Origin of the sequence: Curtobacterium sp. MCPF17_046 (genome assembly GCF_003224295.1) — a bacterium.
Classification (GTDB): domain Bacteria; phylum Actinomycetota; class Actinomycetes; order Actinomycetales; family Microbacteriaceae; genus Curtobacterium.
Window position 1 is genome coordinate 44,818 of record NZ_QKLB01000010.1, and the last position, 24,893, is coordinate 69,710.

A 24,893-nucleotide genomic window follows, 5' to 3' on the forward strand; every position below is an offset into this window, starting at 1 on the left:
TTCGGCGGCATCACAGTGGCAGTCGGATGGCGAACCGCAGCCCTCCCGAGATCAACCGATCCGTGACCCGGAAATGAACAACAGGGGACTCCTAGCGGATTCTGGGGAATCTCCGATGCAACAGTCCCCGGATCGGGGGTCAGGATCTGTCCCCCGGGGTACGCCGAACGCGGGCGTCCTGCAGGTCCGCGGCAAAGCCCTGGTCAGGAGGCAGTTTCGTTCCGGGTGCTAACTTGATCCGCGTCGTAGCCCGCGCACCGAGGAGCTCGGCCGACGACGAAGCCCCGGTCCGCTGCTGCGGAACCGGGGCTTCGAGGAGTGCGGAGACGGAGGGATTTGAACCCTCGGTCCCCTAGAGGGGACTCCACCTTAGCAGGGTGGTGCACTCGGCCTGACTATGCGACGTCTCCAGGTGCCTGACGGCACTCAGACCACCATACAGGAGGACGAGGGCCGGGACGAAACGGCCCGGCAGCGCTCCACCCGACCCCGGCGCGGTCGGTCCCCCGAAGTGGGGACGACGGGGGCTTGCCAGCGTGTACCCCGCTGCATAGTCTCGTCGGGACGTGGCGATCACATTCCGGGGCATCCGTGCCCTGTCGCTACGACACAGCACCCAGACGTCGCTCCCCGTGGCCTGGGCCCGGCGTCCCCGTTCGCCCGGTGCCCGCCCGGGGAGCGACGTCGTCTCTGCCAGCACGCAGCAGCGACCGCGTGCCCGGCGGCGCTAGGCGGACTCCGCGCTCCGGAACCGTTCGGGCAGGGCGATGAGGAGTTCGGCGAGCTCGATCAAGCGGGCCGCACACCGGAGGACGTCGTCGGCCAGGGCAGCGGCACGGGCCGCCTTGACCAGGTGCATGCGACTGGTCCAGTCCGCGGCGACGTCGATGCCGTTCGCGCGGGCGATGTCGTCCGTGTGGAAGACGTCGAGCACCGGCTGCTGCGACCGGAGCCAGTCCGCGCTCACCGGTGCTCCCGAGCGGCGGAGCACCCACACGGCGAGTTCGACGAACGCCCCCGCCTCGGACTGGCAGTCGCGCAGGACCACGGCGTCGAACGGCTCGTCGGTGGGCGCACAGCTGGTCGGCGGGTCGACGAGCATCGACCGGGCGATGCGCGTGCGCTCCACCATCTGCCCGACGGTCCACGGCGCGATGACGACGCCGACGTACCGCTGGACGACCACGAGCCGCATGGCCTCCAGCGGGACGAGGGCTTCACGGACGGGCGTCCGCGAGACCTGCATGTCGTCCGCCAGCGCATCGAGCCGGAGGCGCTGGCCGCGCCGGTAGTCACCGCGCAGGATGCTCCGGAGCATCCGCGCGAAGACGGCGTCGCGCAGCAGGTTGCGCGGGACGGCGATGGGGTCGCCGGGATGGGCGACATCACGATCGGGGCGCAGGAGGCCGGTCATCACGTCACCGTCACGCATGGCGGCCCTGACGGGACACCACCCCGACGGCACGGTGGACAACGGCCCTGTTCAGTTGCATGTGGAGGGCGACGGCCCGTTCGGCCGTCGCCCGTCGTCCATTCGTCGTTCTCGCGTTCCGCATGGCGCCTCCGTGACCACGGCCCTCCAGGACGGGCCGTGGCCACGAGGATCACAGGACGTGACGCTCACCGCTAAACATGTTGCATCAGGAGTTTCGCGAGGACGACGCCCCCGCCCCGTCCTTCGCGGTCAGGACGGACAGCGGCTGCGTGATGTCCTCGAGTCCCTTCCGCGCGGCGTCGACCCCGAACACGAGTGCCACGACGCCGCCGAGGACCATCACCCCGGACCCGAGCAGGTAGCCCCAGAAGAGCGGCTCGCGCGACGACCCGTCCCCGATGAAGGCGCCGTAGACCAGCGGAGCGATCGCGCCGAAGACCTGCGCGAGGGCGAAGAAGTACGAGATCGCCTGCGACCGGAGTTCGAGCGGGAAGATCTCGCTCACCGTCAGGTAGGCGCTCGACGCTCCGGCCGACGCGAAAAAGAACGACACGCACCAGAACGCGACCTGCACGGTGGCACTGATGGCGTCGGCGCGGAACAGGAACGCGGATGTCGCGAGCACGAGCCCGGACACCAGGTACGTCAGGAAGATCATCTGTCGCCGGCCCCAGGTGTCGAAGAACCGACCGAGGATGAGCGGACCGAGCAGGTTGCCGATCGCGAACGGGAAGAAGTACAGGCTGGTCTGCGCGGTCTCCATGTCGAAGAAGTTCGTCAACACCAACGCGTACGTGAAGAAGATCGCGTTGTACAGGAACGCCTGCGTGATCATCATGGTCGCGCCGACCAGCGTGCGGGTCGGGTACTGCTTGAGCAGCACGCGGGCGATGGTGAGGAACCCGACTCGGTCCATCGGCGTCACGGTCATCGCCTTCGACTGCGGCACCACTTCGAGCTTCCGCCCCGACTCCCGCTCGACCTCGGCCTCGATGCGCGAGACGGTCTCCTCCGCCTCCTGCTCCTTGCCGTGGGTCATCAGCCACCGGGGACTCTCGGGGATGTGCCGACGCAGGAAGATGATCGCGATGCCGAGCACCGGGCCGAGGAAGAACCCGATCCGCCATCCGACGTCCTCGGCGAAGTGCGCGGTGTCGAGCAGGTAGATGTTCGCGGCCGCGCCGAGTGCCGCGCCGCCCCAGTAGGTGCCGTTGATGGCGATGTCGACGTGCCCGCGGTACTTCGACGGGATCAGCTCGTCGATCGCAGAGTTGATCGCCGCGTACTCGCCACCGATCCCGAGCCCGGCGACGAAGCGGAACACCGCGAGGAACCAGAAGTCCTGCGCCAGGCCCGCGACGCCCGACCCGATGAGGTAGATCGCGAGCGTCAGGATGAAGAGCTTGCGTCGACCGAGCCGGTCGGACATGCGTCCGAAGACCAGGGCACCGACGACCTGGCCGACCAGGTAGACACTGCCGAGCGACGTCACGTCCTGGTTCGACAATCCCAGGTCCGCCTTGAAGCCGGCGTTGGAGACGATCTGGATCTCGAGTCCGTCCAGGATCCACGACACCCCGAGGCCGACCACGACGCTCCAGTGGAACTTGGTCCACGGGAGCCGGTCCATCCTCGCCGGGACCAGGCTCGTGACCGTGCCGTCCCTCGTTCCGCTGGCGCTCGTCATGCGCATGCTCCTCCCGCGGCGGACGCCCTCGGCCTGCCGCAAGGCAGGACCGTACGCCTGCGCCACCGCCCGGGTTCTCGGCCAGGACGTGCGGATCGACCGCGCCCGTCGACCGGCAGGAGGGGGGGTCGAGCGGGGCGGAGCCGGATCCCCCTATGTCGATCAGGCTCCGCCGCTCTGCCCTCATCCTCCAGGATGCTAGGGATCCTCACAACTCCCGGATCGCTCGGACCGCCGGCCGGGAGGCCCGTGGCGGACCCCGCCACGAGCCTCCCGGCCAGTAGCGTGGTCGCGTGCCGCTGCAGAACTCGACCGACCGCATCCTCACGACCCACACCGGTTCGCTCCCCCGGACGCCGGAGCTGACCGCCCTCCTGGTGGCCCGTGACCAGGGGAAACCCTTCGACGAGCGGGCACTCCGCGAGGAGACGGCCGCCGTGCTCGCCGCGACCGTGGACGCGCAGCTCGATGCCGGGCTCGACGTCGTGAACGACGGCGAGGTCCCCCGCGTCGGGTTCTCGACCTACATCCGCGAACGACTGACCGGCTTCGGCGGGACCGGCCACCGCAAGCCGACGCTCGACTCGGTGAAGTTCCCCGGGTACGCCGCGTTCCAGGCGCGACAGATCGACGAGGGTGCCGAGTTCGCCCGTGTGTGGGACACCCCGGTGGCGCAGGGCCTGCTGCAGTACGACGCGGAACGGACCGGGATCCGCGAGGACCTGGACGGGTTCGAGCGCGAACTGGCGCGGAACGCCGCGGCCGGACGTGTTCCTGAGGGGACCTTCATCTCCGCCGCGACGCCCGGCATCGTCGCCACGACCCTGCTGCTCGACGACGCCAACCCGCACTACGCCGACCACCGCGAGTACGTGTTCGCCCTCGCCGAGCAGCTCCGGGTCGAGTACGAGGAGATCGTCGCCCGCGGCCACGTGCTCCAGCTCGACGCCCCGGACCTGGCGATGGAGCGCGTGATCCACTTCGGCGACGCGACCCTCGACGAGTTCCTCGCGGCGGTGGACCTGCACGTCGACGCCCTCAACCACGCCCTGCGGAACATCCCGAAGGAGCAGACCCGACTGCACGTCTGCTACGGCAACTGGCAGGGTCCGCACCAGGACGACGTGCCGGTCGACGTGCTGCTCCCGCACCTGTACCGGGCAGAAGTCGGGTCCTTCAGCATCCCGTTCGGCAACCCGCGGCACGCGCACGAGTTCCCGGCGTTCCGCGACCTGCCGCTGCCCGAGGACGCCGTGCTCGTGCCGGGCGTCATCGACGTGACGACGAACTACCTCGAACACCCGCAACTCGTCGCGAACCGCATCGTCGAGGCCGCCGAGGCGGTGGGCGACCCCACCCGTGTCGTCGCCGGCACGGACTGCGGACTGGCGACCTTCGCGAGCTACGAGTTCGTCGCGTCGGACGTCGCGTGGGCGAAGCTGCGCGCGCTCACCGAGGGCGCCGAGATCGCGTCGCGCCGCCTGTTCGGCTGACCCCGCTCCGGCGGACGCGGCCCGCGGCCGGAGGGTCGCCAGCGTCGGCGGGCAGGCGTACCGTGGCGCCCGTGAACCGACCTGACATCTCCACGGTCGGCGAGCTCCGCGCTGCTGGGCACGTCCAGAAGTCGGTCCGCGCCGAGATCCGCGACAACCTGCTGACCGCCCTCCGCGAGGGCCGCGACCCCTGGCCCGGCCTGCACGGCTTCCGGACCACCGTCATCCCGCAGCTCGAGCGCGCCCTCATCGCCGGGCACGACGTCGTCCTGCTCGGCGAGCGCGGCCAGGGCAAGACCCGACTGCTCCGCACGATGAACGGCCTGATGGACGAGTGGACGCCGGTCATCGCCGGGTCCGAGCTCGGCGAGCACCCGTACGAACCGATCACCACGGCGAGCATCCGTCGCGCGGAGGACCTCGGCGACGCGCTGCCGATCTCGTGGGTGCACCGCGCCGAGCGCTACGTCGAGAAGCTGGCGACGCCGGACACCTCCGTCGCGGACCTCATCGGCGACGTCGACCCGATGAAGGTCGCGGAGGGCCGCAGCCTGGGCGACCCCGAGACCATCCACTTCGGTCTCATCCCGCGCGGACACCGGGGCATCGTCGCGATCAACGAGTTGCCCGACCTCGCCGAGCGCATCCAGGTCGCGATGCTCAACGTGATGGAGGAGCGGGACGTCCAGATCCGCGGGTACGTCCTCCGGCTACCCCTCGACGTGCTCATCGTCGCGAGCGCGAACCCCGAGGACTACACGAACCGCGGGCGGATCATCACGCCGCTCAAGGACCGCTTCGGTGCGGAGATCCGCACGCACTACCCGATCGAACTCGAGGACGAGATCGCGGTGATCCGGCAGGAGGCGCAGCTCACCGCCGACGTCCCGGACCCGCTCATCGAGATCCTCGCCCGCTTCACCCGGGCGCTCCGGGAGTCGAGCGCCGTCGACCAGCGCAGCGGCGTCAGCGCCCGCTTCTCGATCGCCGGGGCGGAGACCGTGTCGGCGGCGGCCGTGCACCGCGCCGCCCGACAGGGCGAGCCCGAGGCGGTCGCCCGTCCGATCGACCTCGAGACCGCGGTCGACGTGCTCGGCGGCAAGATCGAGTTCGAGTCCGGGGAAGAGGACCGCGCCGACGAGGTGCTCGAACACCTGCTCCGCACCGCCACCGCCGAGACCGTCCGCTCGCGCTTCCGCGGACTCGACTTCGGTGTCCTCGTCGACGCGCTCGAGGCCGGCACGATGGTCACCACGGGCGAGCAGGTCAGTGCACGGGACTTCCTCGCCGGTCTGCCGTCGCTCGGCGAGTCGGACCTGTACGACCAGATCGGTGAACGCGTCGGGGCCACGAACGACGGCGAGCGGGCGGGCGCCGTGGAGTTGGCGCTCGAGGGGCTGTTCCTCGCCCGGCGCATCAGCAAAGAGTCCGGCGGAGGCGAAGCAGCGTATGGGATCTGACGTCGTGGGCCCGAACAGCGGCGGGGTGTCCCGTGGCTAGCCGGCCGAACCGTCGGCTCGGGCGGGACAGCCGCTACGGCCGGTACGAGGGCGGGCCGGACCCCCTCGCACCGCCAGTCGACCTCGCCGAGGCGCTCGACGCCATCGGCGAGGACGTCATGGCCGGCACCTCCCCCGAGCGCGCGATGCGGGAGTTCCTCCGCCGCGGTGGCCGCACGCAGCGCGGGCTCGACGACCTCGCCCGGCTCGTCGCCGAGAAGCGCCGGGAGCTCACCAGCCGGAACAACCTCGACGGCACGTTGCAGGAGGTCCGACAGCTCCTCGACGAGGCCGTCCTCGCCGAGCGCGGACAACTCGCGCGCGACACCGCGATGGACGACGGCGACCGGGCACTCGCCGAGATGCAGCTCGACAGCCTGCCGGCGTCACCCGCGGCCGCGGTGCGCGAGCTCAGCAGCTACGACTGGAAGAGCCCCGCGGCACGCCAGAAGTACGAGCAGATCAAGGACCTGCTCGGCCGCGAGATGCTCGACCAGCGCTTCGCGGGCATGAAGCAGGCGCTCGAGAACGCCACCGACGAGGACCGGGCCGCGGTCGCGCAGATGATGCAGGACCTCAACGAGTTGCTCGACGCCCACCGTCGGGGCGAGGACACCTCGGAGCAGTTCGACGCGTTCATGGCGCAGCACGGTGCCCAGTTCCCGAGCAACCCGCAGAACGTCGACGAGCTCCTCGACGACTTCGCTGCCCGGGCCGCCGCCGCCCAGCGGATGCGGAACTCGATGACACAGGAGCAGCGCGACGAACTCGACGCCCTCGCCGAGCAGGCGTTCGGCTCGCCAGCCCTGATGGGCGCGCTCTCCCAGCTGGACGAGAACCTCCGCGCCCTCCGCCCCGGCGAGGACTGGGGCGGGTCCGAGGGGATGGACGGCGAGCAGGGCCTCGGGCTCGGCGACGGCACCGGGGTCTTCCAGGACATCGCGGACCTCGACGCCCTCGCCGACCAGCTGGCCCAGGTCGGTCCGGGCTCCGAACTCGACGACCTGGACCTGTACGCCCTCGCGCAGCAGCTCGGCGACCAGGCCGCCGTGGACGCCCGCACCCTGCAGCAGCTCGAGAAAGCACTCCGGAACTCCGGATCGATGCGCCGTGGCGCGGACGGGCAACTCCGGCTCACCCCCAGGGCCATGCGGCAGCTCGGGAAGAGCCTGCTCAAGGACGTCGCCGAGCGGATGTCCGGTCGGCAGGGCGCGCGTGACCTGCGCCGGGCCGGAGCCGCCGGTGACCGTTCGGGCTCGACGCGTCCGTGGGAGTTCGGCGACACCGAGCCGTGGGACGTCACGCGCTCGATCACGAACGCCCTGACCAGGACCGCGGGCGACGGAGCGCGGACCGGTGCGAGTGTGCGCCTGCAGATCGAGGACGTCGAGGTGCAGGAGACGGAGGCCCGCACGCAGGCCGCCGTCGCGCTGCTCGTCGACACCTCGTTCTCGATGGCGATGGAGGACCGGTGGGTCCCGATGAAGCGGACCGCACTGGCCCTGCACACGCTCATCTCCACCAGGTTCCGCGGGGACGACCTGCAGCTCATCGCCTTCGGCCGCGAAGCCGAGGTGATGGACGTCGAACAGCTCGTCGGCCTCGACGCGATGTGGGACAAGGGGACGAACCTGCACCACGCCCTGCTGCTCGCGAACCGGCACTTCCGGAAGCACCCGAACGCGCAGCCGGTCCTGCTCATCGTCACGGACGGCGAGCCGACGTCGCACCTCGAGCCGAACGGGCAGGTGTACTTCAGCTACCCGCCGGACCCGGTGACCATCGCCCTGAGCGTCCGCGAGTTGGAGAACGCCCACCGTCTCGGCGCGAAGACGACGTTCTTCCGCCTCGGCGACGACCCCGGTCTGGCACGCTTCGTCGACGGCATGGCCCGCCGCGTCGACGGCACGGTGACCGCTCCGGAGAACGAGGACCTCGGCGTCGCGGTGGTCGGCTCCTACCTGGGGGCCAGGCGCGGGTCCGGCTCGGCCTCCGGCGACGACGGGCTGTGGGGCAGCGCCTTCGGGCGCTTCGCCTGAGCGGCGACGGGACCGACGGGTGCCGGCTGCCGGCCGGGAGGCGCGCCTCCCGGCCGGCGACCGGCCAGCGTCAGAAGACGGGCCAGGGCACGGCCGGCCCGGACCCGGCCGGCGGCGGGAACGCCCGCACCGCGGCGAGCGCAGCGCACCGACCACGGAGGGCGGCGAGCTCGTCGTCCGTCAGGTGCTCCCGGAGGGTCTCGCCGAGCTCGCCGCGCAGCGCCTCGGACAGCCGCTGGAGCCCGGCGACCTCGTCGTCGGTGAGGGGCTCGCCGATCCATCCCCAGAGCACGGTCCGGAGCTTGTGGTCGGCGTGGAAGGTCAGACCGTGGTCGACGCCGAAGCGGTGGCCGTCCGGCATCGCGAGGACGTGGCCGCCCTTGCGGTCCGCGTTGTTCGTGACGACGTCGAAGACCGCCATCCGCCGGAGCACGGCCGTGTCCTCGTGCACCAGGGTGACCGCCTGCTCGTTCTCGTCGACGGCGTCGAGCACCTCGCGCATGGTCCCCTCGGCGATCGCGGCCGCGGCCTCCTCGCTCGGGAGCAGGTCGACGGCGTCCTGCGCCGGGTCGATGTCCTGCCACCGCTGGACCATGCCGGGACCGAAGGGGCCGTCCCCGAGCCAGGTCGGCGGGACGACGTTCCACCCGAGGGCCTCGGAGACCAGGTAGGCGGACACCTCGCGGCCGGCGAGCGTGCCGTCCGGGAAGTCCCACAGCGGCTTCTCGCCTTCGATCGGCTTGTACACGACGTTTTCGCCGTCGAGCCGGGCGATGAAGGTGGCGTTCGACGCTTCGCGGATGCGTCCGGTGATCCGGAGCTCCCCCGGAGCGCTCGGCACCGCGGCGCTGGCGGCGTCGAGGCCGGTGGAGCCGTCACCGCGGCCGCGCTGGACCGTCATCCGAGTTCGGGCGGGTTCGGCCGACCGGCTGCGACGACTTCACGGGTCCGCTCGACGAACGCACGGGCGGTGCCGACCGGGATCTTCACCTGCAGGAGTTCGGTCGGCTCGGGGAGTTCGACGACCGCTTCGACCTCGTCGCCGTCGCCGGTGGTCTCGGTGAAGACCTCGAGGTCCTCCTCGATCGGGTAGGCCTCGATGACCACCTGCGCGGTCGCGGGGTCGAACCCGAGGCTCAGGGCACCGGCGCGGAACTCGGGCTCGACCGGTTGGTCGAGGGGGTCGCCGTCGCGGAGTTCGGCGGGTGCGGCGTCGGGGACGCTGAAGCGGTTGTCCTCCACCGTCGCGACCTCGTCGAGGAGTTCGTCGATCTTGTCGGCGAGGACGGCCGACTGTTCCTTCTCGATGGCGACGCTCACGACGCGGCGGCCGTCGCGGGCCTGGATGTAGAACGACCGCTCGCCCGGGAGCCCGATCGTTCCGACGACGAGTCTGTCCGGCCAGTCGAAGCCGTGGACGATGGGGGGCATACCCGCATTGTAGGAGCGACCGCCTCCGTCCGTTCAGGGAGTCGGTCGCTCGGTGTCCTCGTGCCCCGCGCCGCCGCCGACCGGTGCGTCCCCCGTCGGCGCCGCTGCCCGTGCCAACCACGAGAGGTCACCCGACTCGGTGTTCGTCGCGACGACCTCGGGCCGCTGCTCGCCGTACCGGACGATCGACACCGAGGCCGGCCCGACGGCGATGCGCTGGAAGAGGTCGAGGTGCATGCCGAGCGCGTCGGCGAGGACGGACTTGATGATGTCGCCGTGGCTCACCGCGACCCAGACCGCGTGCGCGCCGTGCTCGGCCTCGATCTGCGCGTCGAGGCGCCGGACCGCCGCGACCGCTCGGGACTGCATGGTCTGCATCGACTCCCCGCCCGGGAAGACCACGGCACTCGGGTTCGCCTGCACCACCCGCCAGAGCGGCTCCTTCGCCAGGTCGCTGATCGCCCGGTTCTGCCAGTCGCCGTAGTCCGCCTCGATGATGCCCCGCTCGACGAGCTGCTGCGGCTCGCCCGGCTGGAACGCCGTGATCGCGCGGGCCGTCTGTCGGCAGCGCTCCAGCGGACTGGACACGACCGCGGCGAGGGGCACCGCGGCGATCCGCTCGGCGGTCGCAGCTGCCTGGCGCTTGCCGACGGAGTCGAGGGCGACGCCGGCGGTCCGGCCCGCGAGGAGTCCGGTCGCGTTCGCGGTGGTGCGCCCGTGCCGGACGAGGAGGACGGTCGCCATGGGGACGATCCTAGGCGCGCCCGACGGTGCGACCAGCGGACAGGCACGTGCGCGCGATCCGCGGACCCGCGAGAATCGAGGTGTGCTGGTCTCCATCGTCTACATGAGCGTCGCGACGCACGAGTTCCGAGAGGACGAGCTCGCCGAGATGCTCGCCGGTGCACGCCTGCGCAACGAGGCGCTCGGCGTCTCCGGGCTGCTCGTCGTCAAGGGCGGCCGGTTCATGCAGCTCCTGGAGGGCCCGGCGTGGAGCGTGGACGACCGGTTCGCCGCGATCGAGCGGGACCCGCGCCACCACACGATCCGGTCGTTGATCCGTGAGGACATCGAGCACCGCCGGTTCGACGGCTGGTCGATCGCGTACCGCGGCCTCGACGACGCCGACATCGCGGCCGAGGAGGGCTTCAGCCCCTTCCTGTCCGGCACGCTCGAGTTCGCGCCGTCCTTCGACCGCACCGGCGCCGCCTGGCTCCTGAAGTGGTTCCGCGACCGGGACCTGGTCGAGGACTGACGCCTCCCGTCCACAGGTCTGCACTGTCCACCGCGACGCGCTCCACCGCGGCGCGCTCACCGTTCTGTCTGTACGGTCGGCGACATGCCGTTCTTCCGTGCCACCCCAGCCCCGCCCGCGACTCCCCCGACGGAGCCGTTGACCGGCGCGCGGGCCGCGTGGTCCGATTCGTTCGGCAAGCTCGCGACCCGGTGCCTCCAGGTCATCATCATCCTGGTCATCGTCGCGGGCATCGTGTACGCGAGCCAGGTGCTCAGCGTCGTCACGATCCCGGTGCTCCTCGCGCTCATCATCGCCTCGGCCATGCACCCGGTCGTGTCCTGGCTCCGTCGGCACGGCTTCCCGTCCGTCTTCGCGACGCTGACGGTGCTCCTCGGTGTCCTCGTCGTGCTCGGACTGCTCGGCTACCTGATCGTCGTCGCCGTCGAGAACCAGTGGTCGAGCCTGCAGAAGTCCGCCGTGCAGGGGTTCCAGCAGCTGCAGGACTTCAGCACGACCCTGCCGTTCGCGGTCTCCGACTCGCAGGTGGACGACGCGGTGAAGACCGCGACGGACTTCGTCACGAGCGCGCAGTTCGGCTCGGGCGCACTCGCCGGTGCCTCCGCCACCGCGAACTTCCTCACCGGCCTCGTGCTGATGATCGTCGTGTTGTTCTTCTTCCTCAAGGACGGGCCCCGCATCTGGGAGTTCCTGCTCCGTCCCTTCACCGGCGCCTCATACACCCGCGCCCGCCGCGTCGGTGACCGCGTCGTCTCCACCCTGGGCGGCTACGTCCGTGGCACCGCCACCGTCGCGGCCGTCGACGCGATCGGCATCGGGGTGGGCATCGCCATCGTCGGTGTCCCCCTCGCCCTGCCCCTGGCCGTCATCGTGTTCATCACGGCGTTCATCCCGATCGTCGGCGCCACCGCGGCGGGCATCCTGGCCGCGCTGGTCGCCCTCGTCGCGCTCGGTCCGGTCCAGGCGCTGTTCGTGGTCGGCATCGTCGTGGTCGTCAACCAGCTCGAGGGCAACTTCCTCCAGCCGGTGCTCATGGGCAAGACGCTCCGCCTGCACGGTCTGGTCATCCTGATCGGCCTGACCGCCGGCACCGTGCTGGCCGGCATCACCGGGGCGATCATCTCGGTGCCGCTCCTCGCCGCCGCGTGGGGTGCGGTGAAGGTCTGGGACGGCCCGGACCTGGCCGCCGAGCCGTGGCGTCAGAAGCGTTCCGAGGACGTCGAGGACCACGAGCGCGCGAACAAGCGCGCGAAGCGTCGCGAGAAGGCACAGAAGGCCCGCACGGAACGCCGCGAGAAGGCGGAGAAGGCCCGCGCGAAGCAGGCCGCGAAGGCCGCCAAGGCGGACTGACGCCGCCACCGGCTCCGGACAGGAGGCCCGGACCAGCCCGCCGGGGCCGGTCCGGGCCTCCGGTGCTTCCGCGCGCTCGCCCGTGGTGCTCACTCTCGCGGCTGCACGATGCGTGCCGTCGGTCGCGGTGGTCGCGCCCGAGGCGTCGGTGTCAGACCGGCGGGCAGGCGAACGAGCGGTCGACGACCGCCAGCAGGCGGGCGCGGTGGGCCGGGGCCACGCAGGCGTGGGCGAGCACGCGCCACATCGTCCCGACCGCCGGGAGCAGGTCCGTCCGGGCAGCACGGACGTCCGAGACGAGCTGCACGCCGGTGAACCACGGCACGACGGTGGCGCCGAGCGCATCGGCGCTGACGGTCGAGTCGACCTCGCCCGCGGCGACGGCGAGCCGGAAGACGTCGACGACGCTCGCGATCCACTGGTCGTAGAAGGCGGAGGTGGCGCCGGAGAAAACGCGGTTCTCGAGCGAGAGCCGGATGCCGGCACGCACCACGGGGTCCTCGAGCAGGAGCCCGGCGATCGTCCGCGACGCCACGACGAGTCCGCCGAGCGGTGAGGGGTCGGCGAACGTGACGGCGGCGAAGGTCCGGGCGTTCTGTTCGTGGATCACGCCGAGCGCGATCGCCTGCTTCGTCCGGAAGTGGAAGTGGATCGCGCCCTGGCTGACCCCGGCTGCCTTGGCGATCCCGGCGATGCTCGCGGCCCCGAATCCCTCGCGGTCGAACTCGACGGCCGCCGCGTCGAGGATCGCGGTCCGGCGGTCGGTCCCGCGTCCGGGCACGGAGGTCGGCATCGTCATGGTCTTCGTTCCCCCGTGGTCCCTGGTGCTGGGCGTGGACAGAACGACCAGTGCACGCCTGCGACAACGTTACCCCGGAAGCGAAGACTCCTCACACCACTGACTGCGGCGGTGCCTCCTGCGTCAGCGCCGCGAGCAGCCCGAGCCGCTCGGCGCTCTCGCTCCCCGGGTCCGCGTAGTAGAGCACGAGGACGAGGCCCTCGACCGGCAGCTTGTCCCGGTGCAGGTGCAGCTCGCCGACGACCGGGTGGTCGACCGTGACCGCCCCGCCCTCGAGTGCCCGGACGTCCTGACGCGCCCAGAGCTGCCGGAAGCGTCCGCTCGCGAGCGACAGCTCGCCCACGAGTTCGACGACCCGCTGGTCCTGCACGTCGTCCGCGACCGAGCGCCGGAACGCCCCGACGAACTGCGCGACCGCACGGTCCCAGTCGCGGTGGAACGCCCGCTCCTCGGGGTCGAGCAGCAGCGACCGCAGTCGGTTCGCACCGACCCGGAGTCGGGGCGAGAACGCGGTCGCGAGGTCGTTCGCCGCCAGGACGTCGAACGCGCGCCCCTCGATGAACGCGGGGACGTCGAGCGCTGCGAGGAGTGCGTGCAGCCGTGCGGGGACCCGCTCGGCGCTCCGGCGGGGTCGACTCCGGCGGACGGGCTCGGCGAGGTGCCGGAGGTGCGCCTGTTCGACGTCGTCGAGCCGGAGCACGCGGGCGAGTGCGTCGAGGACCTGCGGCGACGGGTGGGTGTCCCGACCCCGCTCGAGTCGCAGGTAGTAGTCGGTGCTGACACCCGCGAGCATGGCGACTTCCTCGCGGCGGAGGCCCGGCACGCGGCGGAGCCCGCCGCCCGGGATGCCGGCCTGCTCGGGTGTCACGAGCCCACGTCGTGCCTGCAGGTACGCGCCGAGCAGGTTCGTCGGGGCGTCGTCCGGGCCTCCGCCTGCGGTCATGCGGCCGTCCCGGTCCGGCCGGGCAGCGTCGCGAGCGCGCGCGACCGCTGCGCGACGAGGTCGTCGTAGGTGCCGTCGCGTTCCGCCCACCGGTGCATGAGGACACCCTGCACCAGGACCTCGTGCGGCGTCGGGTCCTGTGCCAGGAGCGTCATCACCTCGGCGCCGAACGCCCCGAGGTCGAGCGCGTTCGGGTTGCTGGTCCCCATGCTCGTGGCGACCGCCGGCGGCACGAGCTCGGCGACGTCGACACCCGTCCCGGCGAGCTGTGCACGGAGCGCCTCGCTGTAGGCGTGGACGGCCGCCTTCGAGGCACCGTATGACGCCATGAGCGGGAAGGGCAGGAAGCCGATGCCCGAGCTCACGGTGACGATCGTGCCGCTCCCCTGCGCGAGCAGGTGCGGGGTGAAGGCGTCCACGACCCGGATGGTGCCGAGCACGTTGACGTCGATCGTCCGCTCGGCGTCGGCGAAGTGTGCCGGGTCGCGGAGGTCCTCGGGGAGCCCGATGCCGGACATCGTGACGACGGTGTCCAGATCGGGCAGGAGGTCGAGCACGGAGTTGCGTGCGGCTGCGACCGACGCCGTGTCGGTGACGTCGACCGCCACGGTACCGAAGCCCTCGGCACGGAGCTGGTCGAGCAGGTCGGTCCGGCGGCCGCCGATGACGACCGAGCTGCCGGCGTCCCGGAAGCGCCGGGCGAGTTCGAGGCCGATGCCGGAGGTGGCACCGACGATGACGACTGAGCGAGTGGTGATGTCCATGCCTCGACGCTAGGTCGACGCTGCGGACGGTCCCGGGGCCCCCGGAGGACCTGTCAGGGCTGACGGACGGGGAACGGTGCGGAGGGTGTGGGATTCGAACCCGACCCACAGTACCGTCGTGGCGGGGCCACGGTGCGGATCCCGCTGAATCAGAGTCACGAGCCCGTCTTCTCGATAACAACCGCTCCCCACGATCACGGACGGGTGTGGGCAAAATGTGGGCAACCCGCGACCCTGAGTGCTGACCGTCAGAACTGACCCATACGGCGAAGCGTAGGAGGCCAGGCTGCACGACATGGAAGTAGATGACTCAACTCGCCTGGTGGCGAAGAGGATGCGAGCCGCCCTTCACGAGGCCGGGATGACCGTGGAGGAAGCAGCCCTGCGGGCTCACATGTCGGCATCGAGCCTCTACCGGAAGTTGCGCGGGGAACGGCACATCACCTTCACCGAGCTCGTGCACATCGCGGTGCTCACCGGACGGCACCCGAGCTCGTTCCTGCGGGACCTCGATGAGCGTCCCTGATGGTGGCATCGAGGGCATCGTCCGGCGAATCGTGCGCGAGGAGGTCGAGCGTGTGTACGCTGCGTCGCTGGCCCGGCCGGCCGTCGAGGAGCGAAAGCTGCTGTACAGCGTCACCGACATCGCGGCCGTGACGGGCATGTCTGCTCAGTACGTACGCAACGACATCCGGAACGGACACCTGGCGGCTACGCAACCGAGCGGGAGCAAGTACCTCATCGACCGGGAGGCTGCTTCCCAGTACGCCAGTTGGCTTCGGGCCGGGCGACCCTAGGAGCCTCAGCAGTCACCGCTGGGCGCTGTCACAGCCGCGGCAGCTTCCTGCGGCTCGGGGGTGCCCAGCTGTCCCGCGGGGCACTCAGTGCCGCCCGGACCTCGCTCAGGAAGAACCGACGAGTGCGGCCGATCGTGATGCACGGGATCACCCCAGCAGCGACGTAGCGCCGGACGGTCTCAGGAGTCACGGCGAGCACCTCTGCGAGTTGGATCGTGGTGAGGGCGACTTCTGGCGGCATGGGTCGACGTTAGGTGTCGCCACGTGAGCGGGTGCGACTCGTGGAGGTCGGTCAGGCGAGGGGATCTCTGACGTACGCGAGAAACTCGATGCCCCGGTCCGTGATGTCGTGGAAGTAAGTCGACCGCACTCGGTGCTCCGTCCTCGAACCGGCTCTTCCCCCAACCTCGACGTCTTCGACCGCGCCGTCGCTGGTTACTTGTAGGACGCCCTCGTTCACGAGACCGCGTATGCGATCCCGAATGCGGGTCGGCTCGGTCCCTCCGGTCTGTTCGAACCAACGAGACACCTGCGACGGAGCGGCTTCGAGAAGTTGCCCCCGATCGCGCATGAGATCCTCGACCGCAGCGGCCACTCGAATGTCGTCTGCATCTAGGCGGTCCAGCCAGCGTTCGAACTCGACGTCGACGGGCTGCCCGGAGCTGACGTTCAGGAGCGCGTTGCGGAGCAGTTTCCGCTTCTCCTCACCTTCAGCCTCGATGAGGCGGCGGACTGTTCGCTCGGCCGCTGCGAGGAACGCGTCCGACTGCATCACGTCGGCGGTCGGCAGTTGCCGCTCGGCTTGGAGACGCTGCAGGTCGAGGACGACTTCCTTCAGGATGCGATCTGTACGTCGCTGAGCTGCGGACCCGGCCGCTATGCCGAGTGCCCCTGCTAGCAGCGACCCGGCGACGGGTACGAAGCTAAGCGCTACCCCCGCTAGTTCGACTGCTGCGTCCTGGACGGCGTCCTTGTGTTCCTCGCGCACGGCTGCATCGTACGGCGATCACGTGCCCCGCTGTCGGACGTCGTCGGCATCCTCGTCGCATGGCCGAGCATCAGTGGTCTCCTCCGGAGCATCAGGACGTCACCCTGCATCAGCCGGTCGGGTTCGACTGGGAGCTCGCCGGCACCCTGGTCGCGATCAACCCTCCGCAGCCGGTGTGGGCCGACATCCGCTTCACGAACATCCCCAACGTGCTGCATCTCAAGTGCTTCGCGATCGCCTCATCCGAGGTGGCGGTGCTGGTGCAGACGTCGTGGCAGGGGCGGCTGCAGGAGGTCCTCGTCGACCGCGACTACGTGTTCCGCAGGCGTCTCGACCCGAACGCCCGCTGATGGCCCGCAGACGAGGCGACAGGTGGTCGACGGGGCCCGCGCTATCACTTCCGGAGGCGGCCTACGGTGGACCCGTCTTCGACCTGCCCGAGCCGGACCCGGTGCTCGCGTGGGTGACCTTCGCAGACCGCATGCTCGAGCTCGAGGCACACGTCATCGCCTGGACCGACCGCTGCGTCCTCATCGAGTGGGGTCATGGCCAAGCCGCGGAGTGCGCATGGGTGTGGCGAGACTCTGTCAGGCCACGGTGAGGGTGTTCCGGCCCCTACGTACGCTTCTTCTTCGAAGGGTAGACGTCGTGCGTCGGGTCCCACCACAGCACGTGAAAAACGTGCTCCCGAAGGAAGCCGTAGAGCCGACGACGCCCGCTCAACCGCAGACGAGAGACAGCGTCTTCGTCGTCCTTCTCGATCTGGACTAACCTCCGCCGAGGTGATGCGGGGAGCTGCTCCACGTCGTACGACTTCCCGTGCTCGCTCCCGGGCTTGAAGATCTCCCCGATGGTCATGGATTCGAAGTACGCCATCTTCTCGAGCAGGTCGCCGAACTCGTCGGGCCCGATGTGGGCTGGTGGCCACGGTCCTGCCTTGTCCACCTCGTTGAAGCGCCAGACCAGTCGGCGGCTCATGACGTCGTCGTTCGTGACGTCCAACACCGGCCGCTTCTCGGTCGGCGCAACTTCGTCACCGACTGGCTTCTTGCGGCCGTTGCCCCAGCCCCCTGCTGGAGCTGTGCGTTCCTTCGGAACTTGCTTGTTCCCCCGAGACACGGTTAGTGCGAGAGGCCGTGGTAGTACTCATGCATCGACGCCTGCGAGATTGGAGCGTTGCTGCGGCTGCGCTCCGGCAGACCCGCGCGCGCATCTCTCCAGGGACGCTCTCGGTGCGTCAGCTCGCTCAGTTGCTGCGCGGTACGCGACCCGTATGCCTCGATTACGGCATCGACTGAGGACGCCTCATCTGCGTCAAGAGCGCCCGGATCGCCGTCCCACTCGCGCACGGTGAACTGTCCACGGTGGCGGTCATACAGGTCATAGATCACTGGCCCGTTCGCCCACGCCTCAATCTCCGAGCTGAAGAGAGGGCGCTCTGACCACACCAGATGCCACGCCTGGGAGTAATACGCCAGCTTCTGAAGCTTCATCGCGCTCATCGCGCCCTGCTTGTCCAGAATGTACGCCGCGACGTCATGCACGTTCGCCATCAGATCCCCCTCTCGCTACTGTCGATATTTCGGTTATCCACACGCTGTGCACAACCATACGCATGGGATGCGTGAGAAGGCATGCACGAAACCTCCAACCTCGAGGTCGCTGCGGTTATGCCGGGCGTGGCGTCCCAGCCAGTACGCATGACGGCTCAAGACCCCCTCGAACTCTCAAGGGACGCCAAGTCCTCTCGATATCCTAATGCGGTGCATGCGCAGGAGCTGTGGACGTCATGGATCGGCGTAGTTGTGGCTGTCGTCGCCGCAGCAGTCGCTGTCTGGCAGGCGACCGAAGCGCGTCGAGCCCGTACTGATGCTCGGGCCGCCCGTGACGACGCGGAAGCCCATGAGCGTCGGGCGCTCGATGCTGCGGAGGCTTCTGCCGGCGCAGCTACTCGATCAGCAGGTGCGCACGAGCGGATGGCAGTTCTCGCTGAAGACGTCGCGCGGGACCGGGAAACCTGGAAGCCGTCGAAACGTAGTGCCGAGTCCTGGGCGATCGTGAACCGTACGGGCGGGGCTGTTCGCGCGATGCTGAGGGAGGCGGAGGGAGAGCGGTTTCTGGGGATCGTGGCGGAGGAGACCGACGACGACGGGTTCCGCCTCGTGGGACCGGGCGACGGGCTCCCAGTGCTGTGGCCCGACCGCCACAGCATGCCGAAGTTCGCGCGTGTGCTGGTGGTCTGGGAAGACCCACGCATCGGCATACGCGAGGAGTTGCTGACGCTCAAGCGACCTCTACCGGTCCAGCTCTTCTAGCCGCGACGAAAGACCCCCTCGAGCTTCCCGAAGGAGCCCGAGGGGGTCCTAGCTGTCAGGCGTCGTGCAGTGCGGCGAGGTCGGGCACGACGCGGATATCCATGCCATTGAACATGTCCGCGACGTGGGCGTCCTGCTGACCGAGGAGCAGGTGCTCGTCCAAGGCCAGCCACTGGGTGCGAATGGTCCCCTCGGGGTCGTTGTCGCTCCCTGCACAGGCGAGGCCGAGCCCGACGACAGACGAGATGCAGAGCGCCGTCTGCACTGGCTTGGGGTAGACACGAGCTTGATCAAGGTACTCAGCGCCCCGCATCTGCAAGAGCTCCGAGACCTGCCCGATGGTCTCCATCAGCCGGTGCCCACACGTGCATTCCGGGTGCGGGTGGCTGTGCGAGCCAACCATGCGGAGCGGGTTGCTCATCATGTCGGCCAACCCCAGGCGGCAGCCAGCTTCGGGGGCGCAGGTCGCCCAGGCCGGGTGGAACGGGGAACCCTTGACGTTCTCCGGCCTGTAAGCGCCGACCGCGCGGATACCACTGTCGTCGTCGTAGTAGACGGCGTCCATGCGCCAGCCGATCGCGTACCGGCCCAGCGACCGCAGTTCGCCGGTGGGCATCGCCCAGACGTCGGGGTTGACCTCGCGGCCAACCGGACGATCGATGGTGATCTCCTCGCCGGTGTCTGTGGTGATGAGGATCATGGGTTACCTTTCAGCGCGCCGGCGCGGTGGCCGACTGATCGATGTGGTGGTCTTGCGTGAGGGTGCCGTCCGCGTGCAGGAGGTACCGGTAGCCCTTCACGGCGTCCGCTCCGGTGCCGTGAAGATCGACGTAGGTGACCAAGACGGTCTCGCCGGCGTCGAGCATGGCGAGGAGCCGCGGGTACGGGCATCCGGGCATCAAGCCCCAGCGGTCGGCGCGGTGCTGCCACTTGGCTCGTAGCGCGTCCCTGACGCCGAGACGGGCCGTTCCGGCGGCGTTCTTCTTCCTGGGCATCAGTCGCCCTCTCTCCGCGCCTGCACGCGGTCCCAGCGGCGGCGAGACGCGCGCTGCTTGACGGGGTTCTTCTTGGGCTGCCCGAACTCGTCGGGTAGCGGGATCTGAGCGAGCATCCGAGTGAGGGCGAGCCGCTGCATTCGCAGCTCGGCGACCGCGGGGTGCAAGCGGACCTGGCCGGCCGACCCACGCACCGTCATGCCGTCGGCCGCAAGGACTTCCTCGAGCGCCTGAATGTCGTTCGCCTGTCGCTGCGCGAGCTCGAGGATGACGATGTCCTTCTCGTCCCACTCGGTGTCGTCGCCAAGGGCTGCGTCGTACTTCTGGCGTAGCTCGTCGCCGGCCAGCTCCTGGGCCTTCTTTCGGGCCATATGCGCCTCCTCGGCGTCCCGGAATTCTGATGATGTGCAATGCAGCCGGCCTCAGCCACAGCACCTCTACGACCGGACCAGGCCCCGGGGCGGGGGGGGGGTGGTGGCCCCGCCCGGGGTCGGTCGGCGTGGTGCCCGGCGGTCAGGCGTTGCTGCCGCGCTTGAGTGCGCGCTTGCCGAGCCGTTCGCTGACGCCGTTGGCTTCCCACTCAGCGCGGAGGATGGCGTTGGCTTCGTCGTCGGCCTGCTGCTGTCGGTGGTTCGCCGCTCGCTGTTCGTTCGGGTCGCGCTTCTTGACCGTGTTCGATCCGAGTGCGTCGACCTGGTCGATGGTGAGCAGCTTCGCGTCGCCGTTGATGACCTGGCGGATGGTGCTGAGGATGCCAGCGCCGTACGTGTTGACCGCCTCGCTGTAGTTCTCGAACACGAACATCCAGACGTTGTAGCGCTCGAGGTCGCGGTCATCTGCGGGGAGCGCCCCGTTGATGTACCAGGACTCGATCAGGTGCAGGATGTCGCTCCACCGTTCGGTGAGCGCCTCGAGCCGCAGCCACTCCGACTCGACGCCGGCGCGAGCGGCACTGTCGAGGTCTACGACTCCATCCGGCAGGTTGCCCCCGTCCCGGATGATGCTGTCCCGGGTCTCCTCGAACACCCCCCGGATGATGTCGTAGAGCCCCTCTCCCCGCCGTCGGAAGTGGGAGAACGCCTTCTGCGACGCGAACTCTCCGGCGAGCGCTGCGATCTGCTGCGCGCGGTCGAGGACGGACTGATCAGTCGCGGCCGCGGCGGTGGCGAGGGTGGACGCGAACGTGTCGTAGTCGTTGGGGGCGTCTGCGAGGCGTGACGCTGATGCGTTGACTCCCCTGCTGTGGTCGCTGCGGAAGCGTGTGTAGTGGGCGTGGATCGTCTGCTGGTGCTTGAGGGAGGCGTGCTCTTCCTTCAGCACCTTCTCGGTGTTGATTCCGAGGGTGTCGAGGCTCTCGATCCAGTCGGTGAGGACGATGCTCTTCTCGTCTTCGCGGGCGCGGCTGCGGGTGTCCATGTGCGTGCCTCCTCAGGCGTCGCTCTTGTCGCGGCCGCGTGCGAGGTTCGCGATCTGCTCGGGGGTGTACTCGTCGGGGTTGTCGGCGGCGTCGTCCAGCCACTGCTGGATCTGGGCATCGTCTGCGGGCTGGGGCATCAGGGTTCCTGTCGGTTGAGTCGGGTGGTGAGGTTGTCGAGCTGGTCAGCGATTCCGTCGAGCTGGTCGACGAGGGAGCTGATGGTGCGGCGGGCGTCGGCGAGCTTGCGTTCCTTCGCCTTCGCTCGCTGTTCCCACCGGCGGGCGTGCCGGCGGTAGCGCTGCAGGCGCACGTCGTACGGGGTGACGGCGGGGTGCTCCTTCTGCATGGCGACGTCTCCTTCACTGGATGGGGTTGCTCGGTGCTGAGGGGGGCGGCCGGCCTGCGCCCAAACGCTGTAGCCGACCGCTTCGCCTTCACTTGCGGTTCTTGTTGCGGTTCTCTTGTGGTTCTTCTTGCTGTTTGGTGCTCAGGGTGAGCACCCCGGGGTGCTCAGGGTGACCACCCCATTTGGTCGGTGTGAGCACGGCGGTGCTCAGGGTGAGACGGGGAGGTGCTCAGGGTGAGCACCCTCACGCCACCGCTTCCAGTCGCGGCGGCGCTCGTCTCGACTGCGCGTCGTAGTCCGGCAGGTAGTAGCGGTTCGACGTCTGCCTGCCCGCTGCGTCCTCTCTTGACTCGATCTCGATGAGGGCGAGATCTCTCTGCAGAGATGTGATGGACCGCACGACTGTGGCTCGGCTGAGGTTGGTCTCCTGGGCAATGAGGTTGTGCGACGGCCAGGCGCAGTGCTCCTCGTCGTTGAAGTGGAACGCGAGGATCATGAGCACCGACTTCTGGGGAGCGGTCGTCTCCTGCGCGACAGCCCACTTGATCGCGTTGAAGCTCACCCGCCTACCCGTTGAACCTCTCCGCGGTCCGGAGCGCGTACAGCACCGCGGCACGAAGCTCCATGTGTTCTTCGTGGACGCTGTCGGGCGTCGCCACGGGTGGGGCGAGCAGGGGACCAACCGGCGGCTTGCCGTGCGGCGTCATCCACACTGCCCAGGGCTCGTCCTCGCGCCGCCTTTCGACGGTCACTGCGGCGAGCGCTGTGTGCACGGTGCGGAAGCGGTGGGCGGTATCGGTTGCGCTGTGCCACAGGCCGTAGCTGATGCAACCGCGCTGCCGGCACTGGCTGTAGGAGGCGTCGTCCATCAGACCGTGACCTCGCTGCGCGTGTCGATGGTGATGGTCTGTTCCAGCTCGAGGTGGACGAGCGGGTCAGGTGCGGGTAGCCACAGGGCGACGCGGAGCATGCGCTCACCGGTGCCGCGCTTGCGGATCTCGTTCCAGAGGGCCGGGTCATCTCGCAGCAGCTGCTGCGGAAGGATCACCGCGTTCGCGGCCGCGGCTCTGCGCTCGTGGTCCATGACCCCGATACCGAGCACGATCTCGATGCGTCGGGACTCGGGGTAGATCTGGATCTCCCCGATCGTGCGAGTCACGACGCCGTCGCGGATCTCCGGCCGCACCTTCGTGACGGTGGCGTCCCGCACAGTGATCGGGTGGAGCACTGCAGCGATGAGCTCTGCCCTGCGCGCTGCGGTCGACGGTCGGGGGTTGTGCTCTACTGCGGGGCTGGTGTTCACTGGTCCTGTCCGTTCTGGTAGCAGTGCCGGGATTTGGATTCGGCCCCGCCTCGGTGTTCCTGCACCGGCGGGGCCTTTCGTGTGATTGAGGTCATCTAGCCGACCTCCTGAAGTTCGCCCGTCTGCGTCCGTGCTGCCGCGTCGATCCACGTCTGCACGTCTGCCTCGCGGTACCGGATTGTTCGGGCACTGAGCTGTCGGTAGACGGGCCCCGTGCCGCGGTACCTCATCTGTGCGAGCGCCGACACGCTGACTCCGGCGATCTCACTGACCGCCTGCGGAGTGAGCAATACGTCCATGGAGCCTCCTCGTTCGAGATTCTGAGCCAGTGCTGTCGCCGCTGGCTTAGCAACAAGGTATGACTATGATGCAGTCATGTCAACACCCGCTCACGACGAGTTCGTCGCAGTTCAACCAGGACTGCTCTTCCCACGGACCATCTCGGGGTTCAGCGAAGGAGTGGAGGTGCTCGACATCGCACGAGCCGGGCTTTTCGGCACTGAGCCGTCGCCCTATGACATCGCCGTGACGGCAACCTGGAGCGAAGAGAAGCTGGCGTACGAGATCGACAAGCTTGAGGTGCGGCGCAACTACTCGAACGAGCCGATCACCGCACTTGGACTGCGGCGCGTGCGCCTGCATGAGGTGTTCCGAGCGGTCGTGATGCGCGATGTCCGCTATTCGGACGGCTCCCCCGTCCCAAGGCGCATTCTGCCCTCGGATCCGGCCAAGCGCCGTCATGGGGGCGACGCAGAGCGGCTTCGGATCGCTGCGGAGGTGTACGCCCTGGCTCGCGCATTCGGCGAGCGCCCTTTGAAAGCCGTCGCTGAGACGCTCGGGGTCTCCCAGAGCACGGCGACTCGTCTTGCGGCCCGGGCGCGCGAGGAGGGGCTGCTGAACTGATGGGGTCCGTTGAGCCGTACACGACGAAGGCCGGCCGTCGGTACCGGGTCCGCTACCGTACGCCTGATCGAACGCAGACCGACAAGCGCGGGTTCAAGACCAAGCGCGACGCCGAGCTCTTCCTCGCCTCAGTCGAGGTGTCGAAGGCCCGCGGCGACTTCGTGAGACCGGAGGATGCCCGCGAGACGATCGGCGCGCTCGGGCCCATCTGGCTCGCGAACCAGACACACCTCAAGCCGTCGTCGTTCCGCCCGCTCGAGATTGCTTGGCGTCTGCACGTCGAGCCCATCTGGGGCCAGAAGCGAGTGTCCGACGTCAAGCACAGCGCCGTGCAGACCTGGGTGACGTCGATGAACGCGGCGAGCGCGACGACGGTGATCCGGAACTACGGGGTGCTCGCGAGCATCTTGGACACGGCGGTGAAGGATCGGCGGATCTTGAGCAACCCAGCGCGGGACGTGAACCTGCCGAGGAAGAAGCGGAAGGAGCACGTCTACCTGACGCATGAGCAGGTGTCTGACCTCGCGCTCGCGGCCGGCGATCGGTCGACACTCGTCCTGGTGCTGGCGTACACCGGCTTGCGGTGGGGAGAGGCCGTCGGGCTCAGGGTGAAGGACGTCGACTTCGCGCGCCGTCGCCTCAACGTGACGGTGAACGCGGTCGAGATCGCGAACGTCATCACGGTCGGGACGCCGAAGACCCACAAGCGGCGGTCCGTGCCCTTCCCTGCCCTGCTGGCGGCGGCGCTCCGAGAGCGCTGCGCGGGGAAGAGTGACGACGACCTCGTGTTCGCGACGAAGAACGGCACGCACGAGCGGCGCTGGCACAACGACCACGGATGGTTCCCGGCGGCGGTGAGGAAGGCGGGGATCCCTTCGACAACACCGCACGGGCTTCGGCACACAGCAGCGAGCTTGGCGGTCAGCGCCGGCGCGAACGTGAAGGCCGTGCAGCGGATGCTCGGCCACGCCTCTGCAGCGATGACGCTCGACGTCTACGCCGACCTCTTCGAAGACGACCTGGACATCGTTGCGGGCCGCCTCGATGACGGGCTTGCGCAGACGGTTGTGGGCAAGATGTGGGCAGAGGCCGCCCAGAACGAAGACGAGGCCCGCTAGATCCGCATGTAGATGC

33 protein-coding genes and 1 tRNA gene are annotated in these 24,893 nt (G+C 69.3%); 11 read left to right on the forward strand and 23 right to left on the reverse strand.

All coding sequences use genetic code 11. From position 1 onward, the window contains the following. Nucleotides 1–321 precede the first annotated feature (321 nt). From DEJ32_RS10315 to DEJ32_RS10325, 3 genes are all read right to left on the reverse strand, one after another. A tRNA-Ser gene (locus DEJ32_RS10315) sits at nucleotides 322–410 on the reverse strand. Between the two features lie 317 nt (nucleotides 411–727). Beyond that, the gene (locus DEJ32_RS10320; protein WP_181420647.1) at nucleotides 728–1,414 is read right to left on the reverse strand and encodes a GntR family transcriptional regulator; all 687 of its coding nucleotides are present in this window, start codon (nucleotides 1,412–1,414) and stop codon (nucleotides 728–730) included. 226 nt (nucleotides 1,415–1,640) lie between these two features. Continuing rightward, nucleotides 1,641–3,122, reverse strand: a complete 1,482-nt coding sequence (locus tag DEJ32_RS10325; protein WP_110826002.1) for an MFS transporter — start codon at nucleotides 3,120–3,122, stop codon at nucleotides 1,641–1,643. 293 nt (nucleotides 3,123–3,415) lie between these two features. On the opposite strand from DEJ32_RS10325, the gene DEJ32_RS10330 reads away from it, so the two are divergent. The 3 genes from DEJ32_RS10330 (at nucleotide 3,416) to DEJ32_RS10340 (ending at nucleotide 8,153) form a co-directional block, all read left to right on the forward strand. Further along, complete coding sequence (locus tag DEJ32_RS10330; RefSeq protein WP_258368993.1) at nucleotides 3,416–4,615, forward strand: cobalamin-independent methionine synthase II family protein; 1,200 nt, start codon at nucleotides 3,416–3,418, stop codon at nucleotides 4,613–4,615. A gap of 71 nt (nucleotides 4,616–4,686) precedes the next feature. Then, nucleotides 4,687–6,075: a magnesium chelatase gene (locus DEJ32_RS10335; protein WP_110901221.1), complete on the forward strand. Its 1,389-nt coding sequence runs from the start codon at nucleotides 4,687–4,689 to the stop codon at nucleotides 6,073–6,075. A gap of 32 nt (nucleotides 6,076–6,107) precedes the next feature. Next, nucleotides 6,108–8,153, forward strand: a complete 2,046-nt coding sequence (locus DEJ32_RS10340; protein WP_110901222.1) for a VWA domain-containing protein — start codon at nucleotides 6,108–6,110, stop codon at nucleotides 8,151–8,153. A gap of 70 nt (nucleotides 8,154–8,223) precedes the next feature. Here the strand turns inward: DEJ32_RS10340 and DEJ32_RS10345 are convergent, their stop codons facing one another. The 3 genes from DEJ32_RS10345 to DEJ32_RS10355 are packed head-to-tail and all read right to left on the reverse strand — an operon-like array spanning nucleotide 8,224 to nucleotide 10,328. Next, nucleotides 8,224–9,054: an SCO1664 family protein gene (locus tag DEJ32_RS10345; RefSeq protein ID WP_110901223.1), complete on the reverse strand. Its 831-nt coding sequence runs from the start codon at nucleotides 9,052–9,054 to the stop codon at nucleotides 8,224–8,226. Then, nucleotides 9,051–9,584 carry a DUF3090 domain-containing protein gene (locus tag DEJ32_RS10350; RefSeq protein ID WP_110891047.1) on the reverse strand — a complete coding sequence of 178 codons (534 nt, stop codon included), beginning with the start codon at nucleotides 9,582–9,584 and terminating at the stop codon, nucleotides 9,051–9,053. The genes DEJ32_RS10345 and DEJ32_RS10350 overlap by 4 nt, the downstream gene beginning before the upstream one ends. Before the next feature lie 33 nt (nucleotides 9,585–9,617). Next, nucleotides 9,618–10,328, reverse strand: coding sequence for an MSMEG_4193 family putative phosphomutase (locus tag DEJ32_RS10355; protein ID WP_110825997.1), 711 nt, complete (start codon nucleotides 10,326–10,328; stop codon nucleotides 9,618–9,620). Between the two features lie 82 nt (nucleotides 10,329–10,410). Here DEJ32_RS10355 and DEJ32_RS10360 point away from each other — a divergent pair, with 82 nt between their 5' ends. Together DEJ32_RS10360 and DEJ32_RS10365 are read left to right on the forward strand one after the other, a co-directional pair. Continuing rightward, nucleotides 10,411–10,839 carry a BLUF domain-containing protein gene (locus DEJ32_RS10360; RefSeq protein ID WP_181420648.1) on the forward strand — a complete coding sequence of 143 codons (429 nt, stop codon included), beginning with the start codon at nucleotides 10,411–10,413 and terminating at the stop codon, nucleotides 10,837–10,839. 84 nt (nucleotides 10,840–10,923) lie between these two features. Next, nucleotides 10,924–12,189 (forward strand): AI-2E family transporter, encoded by a 1,266-nt coding sequence (locus DEJ32_RS10365; RefSeq protein ID WP_110901225.1) that lies wholly within the window; start codon nucleotides 10,924–10,926, stop codon nucleotides 12,187–12,189. A 151-nt stretch (nucleotides 12,190–12,340) separates the two neighbouring features. Here the strand turns inward: DEJ32_RS10365 and DEJ32_RS10370 are convergent, their stop codons facing one another. From DEJ32_RS10370 to DEJ32_RS10380, 3 genes are all read right to left on the reverse strand, one after another. Beyond that, nucleotides 12,341–12,988 (reverse strand): ScbR family autoregulator-binding transcription factor, encoded by a 648-nt coding sequence (locus DEJ32_RS10370; protein WP_110901226.1) that lies wholly within the window; start codon nucleotides 12,986–12,988, stop codon nucleotides 12,341–12,343. A gap of 91 nt (nucleotides 12,989–13,079) precedes the next feature. Beyond that, nucleotides 13,080–13,931, reverse strand: coding sequence for a helix-turn-helix transcriptional regulator (locus DEJ32_RS10375; protein WP_110901227.1), 852 nt, complete (start codon nucleotides 13,929–13,931; stop codon nucleotides 13,080–13,082). After that, nucleotides 13,928–14,695 carry an SDR family oxidoreductase gene (locus DEJ32_RS10380; RefSeq protein WP_110901228.1) on the reverse strand — a complete coding sequence of 256 codons (768 nt, stop codon included), beginning with the start codon at nucleotides 14,693–14,695 and terminating at the stop codon, nucleotides 13,928–13,930. The genes DEJ32_RS10375 and DEJ32_RS10380 overlap by 4 nt, the downstream gene beginning before the upstream one ends. A gap of 334 nt (nucleotides 14,696–15,029) precedes the next feature. Here DEJ32_RS10380 and DEJ32_RS10385 point away from each other — a divergent pair, with 334 nt between their 5' ends. After that, a complete protein-coding gene (locus DEJ32_RS10385) occupies nucleotides 15,030–15,221 on the forward strand; it encodes a helix-turn-helix domain-containing protein (protein WP_258368996.1) in 192 nt (63 codons plus the stop codon). Then, nucleotides 15,208–15,492, forward strand: a complete 285-nt coding sequence (locus DEJ32_RS10390; RefSeq protein WP_110901230.1) for an excisionase family DNA-binding protein — start codon at nucleotides 15,208–15,210, stop codon at nucleotides 15,490–15,492. Before DEJ32_RS10385 ends, DEJ32_RS10390 begins: the two co-directional genes overlap by 14 nt. A 28-nt stretch (nucleotides 15,493–15,520) precedes the next feature. Here the strand turns inward: DEJ32_RS10390 and DEJ32_RS10395 are convergent, their stop codons facing one another. Continuing rightward, entirely contained in the window at nucleotides 15,521–15,733 is a 213-nt protein-coding gene (locus DEJ32_RS10395; protein ID WP_110901231.1) for a helix-turn-helix domain-containing protein, read from the reverse strand. Nucleotides 15,734–15,784: 51 nt separating this feature from the next. Then, entirely contained in the window at nucleotides 15,785–16,480 is a 696-nt protein-coding gene (locus DEJ32_RS10400; RefSeq protein WP_110901232.1) for a hypothetical protein, read from the reverse strand. A 59-nt stretch (nucleotides 16,481–16,539) separates the two neighbouring features. On the opposite strand from DEJ32_RS10400, the gene DEJ32_RS10405 reads away from it, so the two are divergent. Beyond that, complete coding sequence (locus DEJ32_RS10405) at nucleotides 16,540–16,830, forward strand: hypothetical protein (protein ID WP_110901233.1); 291 nt, start codon at nucleotides 16,540–16,542, stop codon at nucleotides 16,828–16,830. 265 nt (nucleotides 16,831–17,095) lie between these two features. On the opposite strand, the gene DEJ32_RS10415 is transcribed toward DEJ32_RS10405, so the two are convergent. Together DEJ32_RS10415 and DEJ32_RS10420 are read right to left on the reverse strand one after the other, a co-directional pair. After that, nucleotides 17,096–17,485 (reverse strand): hypothetical protein, encoded by a 390-nt coding sequence (locus DEJ32_RS10415; protein ID WP_110901235.1) that lies wholly within the window; start codon nucleotides 17,483–17,485, stop codon nucleotides 17,096–17,098. A gap of 116 nt (nucleotides 17,486–17,601) precedes the next feature. Next, the gene (locus DEJ32_RS10420; RefSeq protein WP_110901236.1) at nucleotides 17,602–18,033 is read right to left on the reverse strand and encodes a Panacea domain-containing protein; all 432 of its coding nucleotides are present in this window, start codon (nucleotides 18,031–18,033) and stop codon (nucleotides 17,602–17,604) included. A gap of 147 nt (nucleotides 18,034–18,180) precedes the next feature. On the opposite strand from DEJ32_RS10420, the gene DEJ32_RS16025 reads away from it, so the two are divergent. After that, a complete protein-coding gene (locus tag DEJ32_RS16025; RefSeq protein WP_146234135.1) occupies nucleotides 18,181–18,795 on the forward strand; it encodes a hypothetical protein in 615 nt (204 codons plus the stop codon). A gap of 55 nt (nucleotides 18,796–18,850) precedes the next feature. Here the strand turns inward: DEJ32_RS16025 and DEJ32_RS10430 are convergent, their stop codons facing one another. The 10 genes from DEJ32_RS10430 to DEJ32_RS10470 all read right to left on the reverse strand — a co-directional run bounded on the left by DEJ32_RS10430 (nucleotide 18,851) and on the right by DEJ32_RS10470 (nucleotide 23,155). Beyond that, the gene (locus tag DEJ32_RS10430) at nucleotides 18,851–19,495 is read right to left on the reverse strand and encodes a hypothetical protein (protein WP_110901238.1); all 645 of its coding nucleotides are present in this window, start codon (nucleotides 19,493–19,495) and stop codon (nucleotides 18,851–18,853) included. Nucleotides 19,496–19,505: 10 nt separating this feature from the next. Next, the gene (locus tag DEJ32_RS10435) at nucleotides 19,506–19,790 is read right to left on the reverse strand and encodes a hypothetical protein (RefSeq protein ID WP_110901239.1); all 285 of its coding nucleotides are present in this window, start codon (nucleotides 19,788–19,790) and stop codon (nucleotides 19,506–19,508) included. Next, nucleotides 19,790–20,161: a hypothetical protein gene (locus DEJ32_RS10440; protein WP_110901240.1), complete on the reverse strand. Its 372-nt coding sequence runs from the start codon at nucleotides 20,159–20,161 to the stop codon at nucleotides 19,790–19,792. The genes DEJ32_RS10435 and DEJ32_RS10440 overlap by 1 nt, the downstream gene beginning before the upstream one ends. A 142-nt stretch (nucleotides 20,162–20,303) precedes the next feature. Continuing rightward, the gene (locus tag DEJ32_RS10445; protein WP_110901241.1) at nucleotides 20,304–21,206 is read right to left on the reverse strand and encodes a hypothetical protein; all 903 of its coding nucleotides are present in this window, start codon (nucleotides 21,204–21,206) and stop codon (nucleotides 20,304–20,306) included. 12 nt (nucleotides 21,207–21,218) lie between these two features. Beyond that, nucleotides 21,219–21,344 carry a hypothetical protein gene (locus DEJ32_RS16510; RefSeq protein ID WP_258369000.1) on the reverse strand — a complete coding sequence of 42 codons (126 nt, stop codon included), beginning with the start codon at nucleotides 21,342–21,344 and terminating at the stop codon, nucleotides 21,219–21,221. Further along, nucleotides 21,344–21,553, reverse strand: a complete 210-nt coding sequence (locus DEJ32_RS10450) for a hypothetical protein (RefSeq protein WP_110901242.1) — start codon at nucleotides 21,551–21,553, stop codon at nucleotides 21,344–21,346. Before DEJ32_RS10450 ends, DEJ32_RS16510 begins: the two co-directional genes overlap by 1 nt. 244 nt (nucleotides 21,554–21,797) lie before the next feature. Next, on the reverse strand, nucleotides 21,798–22,115 hold the full coding sequence (locus DEJ32_RS10455; RefSeq protein ID WP_110901243.1) for a helix-turn-helix domain-containing protein: 318 nt from the start codon (nucleotides 22,113–22,115) through the stop codon (nucleotides 21,798–21,800). 4 nt (nucleotides 22,116–22,119) lie between these two features. Next, nucleotides 22,120–22,422 carry a hypothetical protein gene (locus DEJ32_RS10460; protein ID WP_110901244.1) on the reverse strand — a complete coding sequence of 101 codons (303 nt, stop codon included), beginning with the start codon at nucleotides 22,420–22,422 and terminating at the stop codon, nucleotides 22,120–22,122. Then, the gene (locus tag DEJ32_RS10465; protein ID WP_181420650.1) at nucleotides 22,422–22,856 is read right to left on the reverse strand and encodes a hypothetical protein; all 435 of its coding nucleotides are present in this window, start codon (nucleotides 22,854–22,856) and stop codon (nucleotides 22,422–22,424) included. Before DEJ32_RS10465 ends, DEJ32_RS10460 begins: the two co-directional genes overlap by 1 nt. Before the next feature lie 95 nt (nucleotides 22,857–22,951). Next, nucleotides 22,952–23,155, reverse strand: coding sequence for an AlpA family transcriptional regulator (locus DEJ32_RS10470; RefSeq protein WP_110901246.1), 204 nt, complete (start codon nucleotides 23,153–23,155; stop codon nucleotides 22,952–22,954). 166 nt (nucleotides 23,156–23,321) lie between these two features. On the opposite strand from DEJ32_RS10470, the gene DEJ32_RS10475 reads away from it, so the two are divergent. Together DEJ32_RS10475 and DEJ32_RS10480 are read left to right on the forward strand one after the other, a co-directional pair. Then, entirely contained in the window at nucleotides 23,322–23,759 is a 438-nt protein-coding gene (locus tag DEJ32_RS10475; protein WP_110901247.1) for a hypothetical protein, read from the forward strand. After that, nucleotides 23,759–24,877, forward strand: coding sequence for a tyrosine-type recombinase/integrase (locus DEJ32_RS10480; RefSeq protein ID WP_110901248.1), 1,119 nt, complete (start codon nucleotides 23,759–23,761; stop codon nucleotides 24,875–24,877). The genes DEJ32_RS10475 and DEJ32_RS10480 overlap by 1 nt, the downstream gene beginning before the upstream one ends. The last annotated feature ends 16 nt before the right edge of the window (nucleotides 24,878–24,893 follow it).

Excerpts from the sequence above, each read along its gene's own strand:
- DEJ32_RS10320 (WP_181420647.1), bottom strand. The coding sequence starts at position 1,414 with ATGACCGGCCTCCTGCGCCCCGATCGTGATGTCGCCCATCCCGGCGAC.
- DEJ32_RS10325 (WP_110826002.1), bottom strand. The coding sequence starts at position 3,122 with ATGACGAGCGCCAGCGGAACGAGGGACGGCACGGTCACGAGCCTGGTC.
- DEJ32_RS10345 (WP_110901223.1), bottom strand. The coding sequence starts at position 9,054 with ATGACGGTCCAGCGCGGCCGCGGTGACGGCTCCACCGGCCTCGACGCC.
- DEJ32_RS10350 (WP_110891047.1), bottom strand. The coding sequence starts at position 9,584 with ATGCCCCCCATCGTCCACGGCTTCGACTGGCCGGACAGACTCGTCGTC.
- DEJ32_RS10355 (WP_110825997.1), bottom strand. The coding sequence starts at position 10,328 with ATGGCGACCGTCCTCCTCGTCCGGCACGGGCGCACCACCGCGAACGCG.
- DEJ32_RS10365 (WP_110901225.1), top strand. The coding sequence starts at position 10,924 with ATGCCGTTCTTCCGTGCCACCCCAGCCCCGCCCGCGACTCCCCCGACG.
- DEJ32_RS10370 (WP_110901226.1), bottom strand. The coding sequence starts at position 12,988 with ATGACGATGCCGACCTCCGTGCCCGGACGCGGGACCGACCGCCGGACC.
- DEJ32_RS10375 (WP_110901227.1), bottom strand. The coding sequence starts at position 13,931 with ATGACCGCAGGCGGAGGCCCGGACGACGCCCCGACGAACCTGCTCGGC.
- DEJ32_RS10380 (WP_110901228.1), bottom strand. The coding sequence starts at position 14,695 with ATGGACATCACCACTCGCTCAGTCGTCATCGTCGGTGCCACCTCCGGC.
- DEJ32_RS10385 (WP_258368996.1), top strand. The coding sequence starts at position 15,030 with ATGCGAGCCGCCCTTCACGAGGCCGGGATGACCGTGGAGGAAGCAGCC.
- DEJ32_RS10390 (WP_110901230.1), top strand. The coding sequence starts at position 15,208 with ATGAGCGTCCCTGATGGTGGCATCGAGGGCATCGTCCGGCGAATCGTG.
- DEJ32_RS10395 (WP_110901231.1), bottom strand. The coding sequence starts at position 15,733 with ATGCCGCCAGAAGTCGCCCTCACCACGATCCAACTCGCAGAGGTGCTC.
- DEJ32_RS10405 (WP_110901233.1), top strand. The coding sequence starts at position 16,540 with ATGGCCGAGCATCAGTGGTCTCCTCCGGAGCATCAGGACGTCACCCTG.
- DEJ32_RS10420 (WP_110901236.1), bottom strand. The coding sequence starts at position 18,033 with ATGGCGAACGTGCATGACGTCGCGGCGTACATTCTGGACAAGCAGGGC.
- DEJ32_RS16025 (WP_146234135.1), top strand. The coding sequence starts at position 18,181 with ATGACGGCTCAAGACCCCCTCGAACTCTCAAGGGACGCCAAGTCCTCT.
- DEJ32_RS10430 (WP_110901238.1), bottom strand. The coding sequence starts at position 19,495 with ATGATCCTCATCACCACAGACACCGGCGAGGAGATCACCATCGATCGT.
- DEJ32_RS10435 (WP_110901239.1), bottom strand. The coding sequence starts at position 19,790 with ATGCCCAGGAAGAAGAACGCCGCCGGAACGGCCCGTCTCGGCGTCAGG.
- DEJ32_RS10440 (WP_110901240.1), bottom strand. The coding sequence starts at position 20,161 with ATGGCCCGAAAGAAGGCCCAGGAGCTGGCCGGCGACGAGCTACGCCAG.
- DEJ32_RS10445 (WP_110901241.1), bottom strand. The coding sequence starts at position 21,206 with ATGGACACCCGCAGCCGCGCCCGCGAAGACGAGAAGAGCATCGTCCTC.
- DEJ32_RS16510 (WP_258369000.1), bottom strand. The coding sequence starts at position 21,344 with ATGCCCCAGCCCGCAGACGATGCCCAGATCCAGCAGTGGCTGGACGAC.
- DEJ32_RS10450 (WP_110901242.1), bottom strand. The coding sequence starts at position 21,553 with ATGCAGAAGGAGCACCCCGCCGTCACCCCGTACGACGTGCGCCTGCAG.
- DEJ32_RS10460 (WP_110901244.1), bottom strand. The coding sequence starts at position 22,422 with ATGGACGACGCCTCCTACAGCCAGTGCCGGCAGCGCGGTTGCATCAGC.
- DEJ32_RS10470 (WP_110901246.1), bottom strand. The coding sequence starts at position 23,155 with ATGGACGTATTGCTCACTCCGCAGGCGGTCAGTGAGATCGCCGGAGTC.
- DEJ32_RS10480 (WP_110901248.1), top strand. The coding sequence starts at position 23,759 with ATGGGGTCCGTTGAGCCGTACACGACGAAGGCCGGCCGTCGGTACCGG.